At 64.1% G+C, this 12001-nt stretch carries 11 protein-coding genes; 7 read left to right on the top strand and 4 right to left on the bottom strand.

Annotated elements, in window-relative coordinates; translation table 11 throughout:
- Positions 1-72: 72 nt before the first annotated feature.
- The 3 genes from AAHM40_RS20240 to AAHM40_RS20230 form a co-directional block, all read right to left on the bottom strand.
- The gene (locus AAHM40_RS20240; protein ID WP_342246240.1) at positions 73-1044 is read right to left on the bottom strand and encodes a GGDEF domain-containing protein; all 972 of its coding nucleotides are present in this window, start codon (positions 1042-1044) and stop codon (positions 73-75) included.
- Between the two features lie 75 nt (positions 1045-1119).
- Positions 1120-2148, bottom strand: a complete 1029-nt coding sequence (locus AAHM40_RS20235; protein ID WP_342246239.1) for a DUF2955 domain-containing protein — start codon at positions 2146-2148, stop codon at positions 1120-1122.
- A complete protein-coding gene (locus AAHM40_RS20230; protein ID WP_342246238.1) occupies positions 2148-3209 on the bottom strand; it encodes an HlyD family secretion protein in 1062 nt (353 codons plus the stop codon). Before AAHM40_RS20230 ends, AAHM40_RS20235 begins: the two co-directional genes overlap by 1 nt.
- A gap of 152 nt (positions 3210-3361) precedes the next feature.
- Between AAHM40_RS20230 and AAHM40_RS20225 the strand changes: the two genes are divergently transcribed.
- Positions 3362-4327, top strand: coding sequence for a LysR family transcriptional regulator (locus AAHM40_RS20225; RefSeq protein ID WP_342246237.1), 966 nt, complete (start codon positions 3362-3364; stop codon positions 4325-4327).
- Positions 4328-4416: 89 nt separating this feature from the next.
- On the top strand, positions 4417-4620 hold the full coding sequence (locus tag AAHM40_RS20220; RefSeq protein WP_342246236.1) for a hypothetical protein: 204 nt from the start codon (positions 4417-4419) through the stop codon (positions 4618-4620).
- Positions 4621-5392: 772 nt separating this feature from the next.
- On the opposite strand, the gene desA is transcribed toward AAHM40_RS20220, so the two are convergent.
- Complete coding sequence (gene desA / locus AAHM40_RS20215) at positions 5393-6577, bottom strand: delta-9 fatty acid desaturase DesA (RefSeq protein WP_342246235.1); 1185 nt, start codon at positions 6575-6577, stop codon at positions 5393-5395.
- 172 nt (positions 6578-6749) lie between these two features.
- On the opposite strand from desA, the gene dibA reads away from it, so the two are divergent.
- From dibA to cysW, 5 genes are all read left to right on the top strand, one after another.
- Positions 6750-8654, top strand: coding sequence for a phosphodiesterase DibA (gene dibA, locus AAHM40_RS20210; protein WP_342246234.1), 1905 nt, complete (start codon positions 6750-6752; stop codon positions 8652-8654).
- Positions 8655-8856: 202 nt separating this feature from the next.
- Positions 8857-9039, top strand: a complete 183-nt coding sequence (oscA, locus tag AAHM40_RS20205; protein ID WP_280283022.1) for a sulfur starvation response protein OscA — start codon at positions 8857-8859, stop codon at positions 9037-9039.
- A 128-nt stretch (positions 9040-9167) separates the two neighbouring features.
- On the top strand, positions 9168-10163 hold the full coding sequence (locus AAHM40_RS20200) for a sulfate ABC transporter substrate-binding protein (RefSeq protein WP_342246233.1): 996 nt from the start codon (positions 9168-9170) through the stop codon (positions 10161-10163).
- Between the two features lie 134 nt (positions 10164-10297).
- Positions 10298-11116: a sulfate ABC transporter permease subunit CysT gene (gene cysT / locus AAHM40_RS20195; RefSeq protein WP_342246232.1), complete on the top strand. Its 819-nt coding sequence runs from the start codon at positions 10298-10300 to the stop codon at positions 11114-11116.
- A 10-nt stretch (positions 11117-11126) separates the two neighbouring features.
- Positions 11127-11999, top strand: coding sequence for a sulfate ABC transporter permease subunit CysW (cysW, locus tag AAHM40_RS20190; protein WP_342246231.1), 873 nt, complete (start codon positions 11127-11129; stop codon positions 11997-11999).
- Positions 12000-12001 lie beyond the last annotated feature (2 nt).

The raw sequence follows: 12001 nt of genomic DNA, 5'->3' as shown, positions 1-12001 counted from the left end.
GAAGGGAGAATCCATGGAGGTTGGGTAGAGGGGAGCGAAACCCAACGCAGCGACGCCAAATGGTGCGGGGTCTCAGTCGGCCAAGACGATCTGGTTCTTCCCGCTGCGCTTGGCCTGGTACATGGCCGCATCGGCACGGGCGTAGAGGCTGTCGAGGTTGCCGTCGTCGCGAAGATTCGCCAGGCCCTGGCTGACGGTGACGCCGAAGCTCTTGCCCTCGACTGTGAAGCCCAGGCGCTGCACTTCGCGCTGCAGGCGCTCGGCGATCTGCCACGCCAGCTCCGGCGGACAACCGGGCAGGACGGCGGCGAACTCCTCGCCGCCGATGCGACCGAAAAGGTCGCCCCGGCGCAAGGCGTTGGCGCCGCACTGGGCGATGCGTTGCAGCACTTGGTCGCCGGTCTGGTGGCCGTGAGTGTCGTTGATCAGCTTGAAGTCATCGATGTCCAGCAGGATGAACGCCAGCGGGCTGCCGAACTGCACCGAGTGCTCGAACTCGCGCTGGGCGCATTCGAAGAAATGCCGACGGTTGCTGCTCTTGGTCAGCACGTCGGTGGTGGCCAGGCGGTGCAACTCGCCTTCCAGCTGCTTCTTCTCGGTGATGTCTTCGGCGATACCGACGACTATGGTCGGCTGGCCTTCACCGCCACCCTGACTGACGAAGCATTTGTCGCTGATCCAGCGCAGCTGGCCGTCGGCGCGAATGATGCGGTACTCGCGGGCCTCGATGGCGCCCTTCTCCAGCACTTCGGCAAAGCTCTGCGCGGCGTACTCGAGGTCGTCCGGGTAGATGCAGTTGCGCCACTCGTTGTAGTCCGCCAACAGCAGGGCAGCGGAGCGGCCGAACATGCTCTCGTAGGCCGGGCTGACATAGATGATGCGCTGCGCCTCCCAGTCGAAGGCCCAGAGCACCGCATTCACACTGCCCAGGAGGCTGCTGTAGATGGCCTCGCGCTCACGCAGCCGCTCCACCTCGCCCCGGCTGTGCAGCAGGGCAAGGGTGAGTTTTTCCAGTTCGCTTGGCGATTCGAGGGGCGTTTCCATTCGGCCGCTACCTTCAAAGGACCTGCCTTGGACAGATTAGGCAGGCAAAAGTGCGGCCGGCAATCCACCCGACGGTCAGGCATGACTGGCATGACGGAAGGCAGCGAACCGGTTGAGCAACCGGTGCAGGGCGAACACCGCCACCAGGGTGAGGAACACCGCCACGCACACCGAACTCAGGCGATAGGCAATGGAATAGACCACGTCGTGCTGTGGCGTGAGGTACTGGCCAAAGACGATGGCCAAGGTGGTCAACGCGCCGAAGCCGATGCCCTGGGCGCCTTCCAGCACATGCAGTCGCGCGCAGCAGAAGGCCGCCGTCCAGTACATCAGGGTGACCAGCGGCAGCACGTCGTAGTGGCTGTAGAGCACCAGCTGCAGCACCAGTCCGATGGCGCAGCCGAGCAGGGTGCCCAGGGCCCGGATGCGCCCGGCGAAGCGGATGCCGTTCCAATGCATGGGGAACAGCACCAGGATCGAGGCCACCTGGGCCGACAGCGAGTCCTGCAGGTCGAAGCTCTGGAACAGCATGAACGACAGGGTGGCGATGGTCGCTCCGAGCACCGCCTCGTGGCGCTGGCTGGGCAGGTCCTTGGCCGGCATCGGCCTGGGTGGTCGTGGCTCAGCGTCGGGGAAGAGGAAGAACATCAACCAGGCGATCAGCACCGTCAGGCCGGCGGCCACCAGGTTGCTCGTCACCAGGTCGTAGAGGTGCGTATCCGGGTAGCTGGCGAAGTGCAGCTGGATGGAAAGGAACACGCTCCCCAGGGCACCGAACATGAAAGACGAGCCCTGCGCCATCAGGCGGAAGCGCCAGAAGAAGGCGAGGAACGCCAGCGGCACCATCAGCGGCGGGTGGTTGCCGAAGAGACCGTAGATCACCAGCACCTCGATGCTCACCACCGCCGCCTGGAACAGGAACTGGCGGACGACATGGGCATTGATGCTCGGCGTAAGGCCGAGCAGGAGCATGGGATAGACGCAGAAGAACGAACCATTGTCCCAACCCATCAGCTTGCAGATGAACAACCCGAGGGTTCCACCACCGGCCAGGCGCAGGCACTGGCGCAGGTCGTTCTCGGTCAGCACGGTCCGGCGACTCATCAGTACACGTAATGCAGGAGGCTGATGACGCCGATCTGCAGACGGCCGAACAGGTCCGCCAGGCGCGAGTCGCGCGGGTAGAGCTGGACCGTGGCCTTGGCGCCGCTGGGCAGGCTGTAGGGCAGCGCCTCGATCAGGCTGACATGCAGGCGCTGGCGCTGGGCATCGCGCACCCAGCGGTCGGAAACAGCGGGGGCGGCCAGGTCGCCGTTGGCGTCGAGCTGACCTTCCTTCACGCCGGCGTCCATGGCACTGACCCTGGCCTCGAAGATGTGCCCGGGAAGGGCGTCGAACACCACAGAAGCCCCGTCATCCAGACGCACGTAGCGCAGCGCCTTCTCGCGGAAGTCCGCGCTGATATCGGCGTCATCCGCCACCAGTGCGGCCACCGGGTTGCCGGCGTGCAAGAAGGCGCCAGGGGAGAGTTGCAGGTTGCTCAGCGTCCCCGCGCGTTCGGCACGCACTTCGCTGTACGCCAGTTGCAGACGGGCCTGGTCCAGGGCATTGCGCGCCTGGCGCAGGCGCAGGTTTTCGTCGCCGCTGGCGCCGCGCTGGGCCGCCAGCTCCCGGATGCGTGCAGCAGCGGCGGCCAGCTTGGCCTGGGCGGCCTGCCGCTGGGCTTCGGTCTGCTCATAGAGCTGGCGCGACACGTGCTGGCTCTGCACCAGGCGGCCGAGGCGCGCCGTCTCACGCTGCAACTCGCTGGCCGAGGCCTGTGCGGCAACCTGCTCGGCACGGGCGGCGGCGATGGCGGCATCGAGTTGAAGGTTGTCCTGCTCGGCCTGTTCCAGCGCCAGCTCGGCGGAGCGCACGGCGAGTCGAAAGGGTTCCGGGTCGAGGCGGAACAGCAGCTGGCCGGCCGCGACGTGCTGGTTGTTGGTGACGGCGACGTCCAGCACCTGGCCGTCCACGCGAGGAGCGACGCGCAGCACCGGGCGCGTCAGTTGCGCCTGCGGCGTGATGGGCATCCACAGATCCGCCGCAAGGAAATAGGCGAACAGCAGGACGAACAAGACGATGGCCGCCTGAACCCGACGGGCGAAACTTTGATCCGGAGTCATGCGTACCTCGAAGGGACCCGCGAAGCACGCGGGTGGGAATGACGGGAACGGCAAGACCTCGGCCATTGCCGCTTATGGGGACGAAGTATATTTATCAGGGAATCGTGGATAATCTCGCGATTGCGAGAAGCAGCCTTACACGGGGAGTAACAATGGACACGCTCCACAGCATGCGGGTTTTCGTGCGAGTGATAGACACCGGCAGCTTCACGGCCGCCGCGCAGGCCATGGACCTGTCCACCGCCCAGGTGTCGCGCCTGGTGTCGGAGCTGGAGCAACAGCTCCAGGCCCGCCTGTTGCACCGCACCACCCGCCGCCTGGCGCTGACTGAAGTGGGCGAGCGCTACCTGCAGCGCTGCCGGCAGATCCTCGGCGAAGTGGACGAGGCCGCCGCCGAAGCCCGTGGTGCGCACCTCAAACCGCACGGACGACTGCGCGTGCACACCATGACCGGACTCGGCCTGCAGCACCTCACCGCCTTGGTGGCGCGCTACAGCGAGCGCTACCCCGAGGTGGTGGTGGAGCTGACCCTGTCGCAGCGCACCCCCGACCTGCTGGAAGACGGCCACGACGTGATCATCACCTTTGCCCGAGAGCTGCCCGACTCGCAAATGGTGGCCCAGGCGCTAGGGCCGATGTTCAGCGTGCTCTGCGCCGCACCTGACTACCTGAAGAAGCACGGCGTGCCCATCGGGCCGGCGGACCTGCAGCATCACCGCTACCTGCGCCTGCTGGACCCGCTCTATGAGGACAGCTGGGTCTTCAATGGCGAACAGGGCGAATTCAACGTGCTGCCCGCCGAAAGCTTCCAGGTGAATGTGGCCGAATCCCTGGCCAAGGCCGCCCAGGCCGGTATGGGCGTCTGCCTGCTGCCCTCCTTTGTCGCCTGCCCGCACGTGCGTGAAGGCAAGCTGCTGCGGCTGCTGCCGGAGTACCGTCTGCGCGAGCGCACTATCTATGCGATCTACCCGTCGCGGCGCTTCCTCGATGCCAAGATCAAGACCTGGGTGGAGTTCCTCAAGGCCGAACTGCCACCACTGCTGGCCCAGGACGAGGCGCTGCTCGAAGACTCGAAGCAATGGGCGATCAACTCGAAATTGTTGCGCCGCGAGAAATAGTCATTCACTGAAACCGCTATTTTTCGCCCGTCACGACCTCCATAAGATGGCGCCATGTTTCGCAAGAAACCATCCAAGAGGTTCAAGATATGCAACGCAACCTGACTTTTACCGCCGTTTTCGCCGTATTTTCCCTGTTTTTCTCGCAGCTGACCCTGGCCGAAGAATCCAACGCCTTTGTTGCACGTAATGCAGCGCTGGCCGAGCAGCGCGCCGATGCCGCCCAGCAGGATGCCATCGCCAAACAAGGCGCCGAGCAACAGAAGCAGTCCGACGTCCACCAGGACAGCTGATCCCTGCCCCTCCCTGTTCTCCACCTCCTGACGTTGATGCGTGACAGCTCCTATATCGACGTCCTGTTCAGGCCGCTCATGATGAGCGGCCTTTTTTTGTTCTTCACGGATTACCCGATCGAGGTGCTCTGAGGGGGGGGATTTCAATCGCGAAGGACAGCGCAACTGCCCCCTGATGCATTGCAAGCCGAACCTGCGGTCCGGTCAGCGAATGAATTCGCTCTGTCTGCGTTAAGTGTTGTCCGGTTGATTGTCGAGTCTTGTGGATGTTTTTGGTTTCGCCCTCCCGGGCGAGTCCCTTTCTCAGTCGCCGAAAGGAACCAAAGGGCTTGCCCCTGCATCCGGGTTTGGCTTCGCCAAACTTCCCTCGCTCCATCGTCGCGCCGGGGGCCCGGCGTGAGGGGCCATCCATGGCCCCGCACGCCTCTCGCGGCATCCATGCCGCTCGTCCCCTCTGCAACGATTACGCACGGCCTCCTGACGGGGCGGAGTCGTTGCCCCACCGTCTTTGCTCAGTTTCAGGCCGCTGTGGGCTTCATGACTGTTTGGCGCTCGCCGGCGCGCGTCACCCCTTTCCCTCCGGGAGGGGGGCGGGGCGGGCCGCGCTCGGAAGAGGGATGCCCCAGGCTGGCACAAAGGTCTGTATATGCCGTGCTAGAGCCGTCCGCCTCGCATCGCAACAGCTAACGCAGACATAGCCAATGAATTCGCCCCCACAGCGCACAAAAAAGGCCGGCATCTCTGCCGGCCTTCTTCATGGGCGCTTACCGCGTCAGGCAGTGGCCGGACGCAGGGAGTAGGTCTTCAGCTGTTCGGCGAAGTCGCGCAGGGACTGGATGCCACTGGCTTCGGCCTCGTGCACCCACTGCTTCATGGCTTCCAGCATGTCGTGGCCGTTGGCGCTGGTCTTGACCCAGATCTGCTGCAGCGCCAGGCGCTTCTCGTAGATCACCTTCAGGGCCTGACTCTGCTCCAGCATGGCGGCGATACGCGCCTGGTGGCCTTCGTCGAGCAGGCTGGTCTCGCGGGAGAGCAGGCGCTTGGCGCGGCGGAACGAGTGGCGGACCGAAGCGTCGGCCTTGGCCAGCTCCTGCTTCACCAGCGGGCCGATCACCAACTTGCGGTACTGGGCCATGATCTGGAAGCGGTTGTTGAGGATGGCCATGGCGGTATCCATGTCCAGGTTGCCCTTGCCTTCGACGCGATGGGCAATGGGTGCCACGCGCTGCACCTTGGCCATGCCCAGCAGGCTGAACAACTTGATCCAGGCCCAGCCCATGTCGAACTCCCACTTCTTCACCGAGAGCTTCGCGGAGTTCGGGTAAGTGTGGTGGTTATTGTGCAGCTCTTCGCCACCGACGAGGATGCCCCAGGGCACCAGATTGGTGGCGGCATCGCGGCATTCGAAGTTGCGGTAGCCGATGGCATGGCCCAGGCCGTTGATGACGCCCGCAGCCCAGACGGGAATCCACATCATCTGGATGGCCCAGATGGTGATGCCGCCAGCGCCGAACAGCGCCAGGTCGATCAACGCCATCAGGGTCACGCCACCAATGGGGAAGCGGCTGTAGACGTTGCGCTCCATCCAGTCATCCGGGCAGTTCTTGCCGTAGATACGCAGCGTTTCTTCGTTCTTGGCCTCTTCCTGGTAAAGCTCGGCGCCCTTGCGCAGGACGGTCCAGACGCCCTTGACCACCGGACTGTGGGGGTCGTCGGCGGTTTCGCACTTGGCGTGGTGCTTGCGGTGGATGGCAGTCCACTCGCGGGTGTTCATGGCAGTGGTCAGCCACAGCCAGAAACGGAAGAAGTGCTTGAGCGCAGGATGCAGCTCCAGCGAGCGGTGCGCGGAGTAGCGGTGCAGATAGACGGTGACGCTGACGATGGTGATATGGGTCATCACCAGGGTGACCGCCACCAGTTGCCACAGCGACAGGTCGAGAAAACCGTTGTACCACATGGATGGAGTTGCCTCGGGTGGAGTGATCGGGGCTTGTAGCGCTAGCTACGCTCGAATTATCACAAAGACCCCGGAGAAAACCATCCTGTCTTTTAGATAGAAGCCCCCCGGTCGTCGGTTGCTCCTATAATGCGCATCCTCACGTTTTGCCCAAGCCAGGAAGGCCGCGCCTATGCGTTCCAAGTTCAGCGCACTCAGACTGGTGCTGCCCTACTTCATTCTTGCCAGCCTCTGGGTGCTGTTCAGCGACCGTGTACTGGTCGGCCTGGTCGGCGACCGCGCGCTGCTGAACGAGTTGCAGACCGCCAAAGGCCTGTTCTTCGTCCTGGTCACCAGCCTTCTGCTGTTCGGCCTGGCATGCATGCACCTGCGCAGCCTGAAGGGCTACCTGGACGCCCGCCGCGCCCACGAAAGCAGCCTGCGCCAGGCCGCCGCGGTGTTCGACAGCACCCAGGAAGGCGTGCTGGTCACCGATGCCGATAGCCGCATCGTGCACGTCAATCGCGCCTTCTCCCGCATCACCGGCTTCGAGGAGGCCGAGGTGCTGGGCAAAAACCCGCGAATCTTCAGCTCCGGCCGCCACGAGCCGGCCTTCTACAAGGCCATGTGGCACGCCCTGGAGAACCGCAGGGAATGGAGCGGTGAAGTGTGGAACCGGCGCAAGAACGGCGAAATCTACCCGCTCTGGCAGAACCTGCGCGCCATCCATGACGAGGAAGGTCGGTTGACCCATTACGTGGCGGTGTTCTCCGACATCAGCGCGATCAAGCGCTCCCAGCACGAACTGGACTTCCTCGCCCACCACGACCCGCTGACCAGCCTGGCCAACCGCCTGCTGTTCACCGAACGCGTCGAACAGGTGCTGGAGCGCGCCCGCCGCGAACAACAGCGCGGTGCCGTCCTCCTGCTGGACCTGGACCATTTCAAGCACATCAACGAAAGCCTCGGCCATTCCCAGGGCGACCTGCTGCTGAAGATGGTCGGCGTACGCCTGCAGGGCCTGCTGGAAGGCGGCATGACCCTGGCTCGCCTCGGTGGCGACGAATTCGGCCTGCTCTGGGACAACTGCCCCCAGGCCGACCAGGCAGCGGCCCTGGCCGAGCGCATCCGCAGCGAGCTGGCGACCCCGTTTCGCCTGGGTGGCCAGGACATTTTCATCAGCACCAGCCTGGGCATAAGCCTGTTTCCGGACGACGACTCCAATGTCGAGCAAGTGATGCGCAATGCCGACTCGGCTCTGTTCAAGGCCAAGAATGCGGGGCGCGATTCCTATGCGTTCTACAGCCAGGAGCTGACCGAGCAGGCGCGCCAGCGCGTCGAGCTGGTCAGTGCCCTGCGCCGGGCCCTGGAGCACGACCAGTTGCGCGTGCACTACCAGCCCATCCGGCGCATGGCCGACAACCACCTGATCGGCTTCGAATCCCTGGTGCGCTGGGAACACCCCCAGCGCGGCCTGGTGCCGCCGGGTGAGTTCCTGCCGATTGCCGAAGAAAGCGGACTGATCGGCCACATCGATGCCTGGGTACTGGAACAGGCTTGCCGGCAGATGCAGCAGTGGCTGGCCCAGGGTCATGAGCTGACCTTCGTTGCCGTCAACCTGTCATGCCGCCTGTTCCGTCGCACCGGGCTGTATGACGATGTGGCACGCGTGCTATCCGCCACCGGCCTGGAGCCGAAGTATCTGGAGCTGGAAATTACCGAAAGCGCCGTGATGGAGGCCCCGGAAACCGCCGAGGCCCTGCTATCGCGCCTGCGCAATCTCGGCGTGCGGCTGGCCATCGACGACTTCGGCACCGGCTACTCCTCGCTCCAGCGCCTCAAGCGCCTGCCAGTGCACAAACTGAAGATCGACCAGAGCTTCATTCGCGGCCTGCCGGCCGACCCGAATGACATCGCCATTGCCCGCGCCGTCACCGCCCTGGGGCACAGCCTGGGCCTCAGCGTGCTGGCCGAGGGTATCGAGGCGGATGCCCAGGCCGACTTCCTTCGCGAGCTGGGCTGCGACTACGGCCAGGGCTACCTGTTCAGCCGCCCGCTGCCAGTGGAAGAGGTCGAGCGGCTCTGGCTGAGCGCCTGATGGCCGCCCCAGGCCAGGCACACGTCGCTCTGGCCGCCTCCAGCAGACCAAGACACCTCTCACATTGAGATTGAATTTTGGTTATATAAAAATTCTTAAATAGTATTTTTAAGAATATTACGAGCTTGCTTAAGATTCGCTCCACGCCACGCGGAATTCCCTCCTGACCCACGCCGCTGGCCCCATTTCTAGGAGCACGACCATGAGCGCAACCCTTCGTAGCGTGGAAGGCCAGGACGAGGCCAGCATCCTGCGCGAAATCCAGAGTGCCCTGCACGGCCTACGTTTCGGCTCGGTGGAGATCACCGTGCACAACGGCCAGGTGGTGCAGATCGAGCGCAAGGAAAAGTTCCGCCTGCAGCAACCAAACCCACGCAACAGCTGATTCACCGAATTCTTCCGAGCCCTGCGCAGCAGGCTCAAGGCCCGACCGGACAGCCGGAGGGTGTATCGACGAACACAAAACTACAGCCCTAGCCAATACCAAAAAATCCAGTTTCCAGGAGCTTGATAATGTCGATTCGCCGCTTCGCCCTCGCCGCCCTCGCCAGCGCCTTGATCGCCGGCCCGGCCGCCGCCACCGAACTGCTCAACGTGTCCTACGACCCGACCCGCGAGCTGTACCAGGAATACAACGCCGCGTTCGCCAAGCACTGGAAAGCCCAGGGCGGCGACGATCTGAAAGTGCAGCAATCCCACGGTGGCTCGGGCAAGCAGGCCCGTGCCGTGATCGACGGCCTGAAGGCCGACGTGGTGACCCTGGCGCTGGCCGGCGACATCGATGAGCTCTCGAAGCTCGGCAAGCTGGTCCCGGAAAACTGGCAGGCCCGTCTGCCGGACAACAGCACCCCCTACACCTCGACCATCGTGTTCCTGGTCCGCAAGGGCAACCCCAAGGGCATCAAGGACTGGGGCGATCTGACCAAGGAAGGCGTGGAAGTCATCACCCCGAACCCGAAAACCTCCGGCGGCGCCCGCTGGAACTTCCTCGCCGCCTGGGCCTGGGCCAAGAAGCAGTACGGTAGCGACGCCAAGGCACAGGAATACGTGAAGGCGCTGTACCAGCACGTGCCGGTGCTGGATACCGGCGCCCGTGGCTCGACCATCACCTTCGTCAACAACCAGATCGGCGACGTGCTGCTGGCCTGGGAGAACGAAGCCTTCCTGGCCCTGAAGGAACAGGGTGGCGAGAACTTCGAAATCGTCGCCCCGAGCCTGTCGATCCTGGCCGAACCGCCGGTATCGGTGGTCGACAAGAACGTCGACAAGAAGGGCACCCGCAAGGTCGCCGAAGCTTACCTGCAGTACCTGTACAGCGAGGAAGGCCAGCGCATCGCGGCGAAGAACTTCTACCGTCCGCGTAACGAGAAAATCGCGGCCGAGTACGCCAAGCAGTTCCCGAAACTGGACCTCGTGACCGTGGACAAGGACTTCAACGGCTGGAAGGAAGCCCAACCCAAGTTCTTCAACGACGGTGGCATCTTCGACCAGATCTACCAGGCGCAATAAGCGCGGACCACGCCCCCTCTCCCCGACCCTCTCCCTCAAGGGAGAGGGGGCTCAAAGGCCTGATCTCCGGATCGGGCCTCTGTGCTGTACAGGGGAGAGAAACCAAGCGTTCCAACGCAGAGTAAGGACAGAACATGTCGCGACGCATCTCACCGGTCATACCCGGCTTCGGGCTGACCCTGGGATACACCCTGGTGTATCTCAGCCTGCTGGTCCTGATTCCCCTGGGTGCCCTGTTCCTCAAGACCACCGAGCTGACCTGGGTCCAGTTCTGGACCATCATCAGCGCCCCCCGCGTGCTCGCCGCCCTCAAGCTCAGCTTCGGTACCGCGCTGGCTGCCGCCGTGATCAACGGCCTCATCGGCACCCTGCTGGCCTGGGTGCTGGTGCGCTACGACTTCTTCGGCCGCAAAGTGATCGACGCCATGGTCGACCTGCCCTTCGCCCTGCCGACCGCGGTCGCCGGTATCGCCCTTACCGCGCTCTACGCGCCGGCCGGCCTGGTGGGCCAGTTCGCCACCGACCTCGGCTTCAAGATCGCCTACACCCCGCTTGGCATCACCCTGGCGCTGACCTTCGTCACCTTGCCCTTCGTGGTGCGCACGGTGCAGCCGGTGCTGGCGGACATCCCCCGCGAAGTGGAGGAAGCCGCTGCGTGCCTGGGCGCCAAGCCGCTGCAGACGTTCCGCCATGTGCTGCTGCCGGCCCTGCTCCCTGCCTGGTTGACCGGCTTCGCGCTGGCCTTCGCCCGCGGCGTGGGCGAGTACGGCTCGGTGATTTTCATTGCCGGCAACATGCCGATGAAGACCGAGATCCTGCCGCTGCTGATCATGGTCAAGCTGGACCAGTACGACTACACCGGCGCCACCGCCATTGGTGTGCTGATGCTGGTTGTGGCCTTCGTCCTGCTGCTGCTGATCAACCTCCTGCAGCGCCGTATCGAAACCCCTTGAGGAGAACGCCATGAGCACCGCAAGCCTGACCGCCGCGTCCTCCGCCAATGCTGCCCGCCGGGGCAGCGCCTGGGGTCGTCGCATCCTGATAACCAGTGCCTGGCTGGCCTTCGCCCTGTTCCTGCTGCTGCCACTGCTGGTGGTACTGAGCGAAGCGCTGAAGCAGGGCCTGGGCACCTTCTTCACCGCCATCTTCGAGCCGGACGCCCTCTCCGCGCTGAAGCTGACCCTGATCGCCGTGGCCATCTCGGTGCCACTCAACCTGGTGTTCGGCGTGGCCGCCGCCTGGTGCGTGAGCAAGTACGAGTTTCGCGGCAAGAGCCTGCTGGTGACGCTGATCGACCTGCCGTTCTCGGTCTCGCCGGTGATCGCCGGCCTGATCTACGTGCTGCTGTTCGGTGCCCAGGGTTACTTCGGCGAGTGGCTGAGCGACCGCGACATCCAGATCGTCTTCGCCGTCCCCGGCATCGTCCTGGCCACCCTCTTCGTGACCGTCCCCTTCGTCGCCCGCGAGCTGATCCCGCTGATGCAGGAACAAGGCACCCAGGAAGAAGAGGCCGCGCGCCTGCTCGGCGCCAACGGCTGGCAGATGTTCTGGCACGTGACCCTGCCGAACATCAAATGGGGCCTGATCTACGGCGTGGTGCTCTGCACCGCGCGGGCGATGGGCGAGTTCGGCGCGGTATCGGTGGTCTCCGGGCATATCCGAGGCGTCACCAACACCCTGCCGCTGCACGTCGAGATTCTCTACAACGAGTACAACCATGTCGCCGCCTTCAGCGTCGCCAGCCTGCTGCTGGTGCTCGCCCTGTGCATCCTTCTGCTCAAGCAGTGGAGCGAGTCGCGCCTGTCCCGTCTCAAGTCGAATGCTGATGAGGAGTAACC

The organism is Pseudomonas sp. OTU5201, from assembly GCF_038440135.1.
Classification (GTDB): domain Bacteria; phylum Pseudomonadota; class Gammaproteobacteria; order Pseudomonadales; family Pseudomonadaceae; genus Metapseudomonas; species Metapseudomonas resinovorans.
The sequence above is the reverse complement of the archived record's forward strand: the minus strand, read 5'-3'. Positions and strand labels throughout refer to the sequence as shown.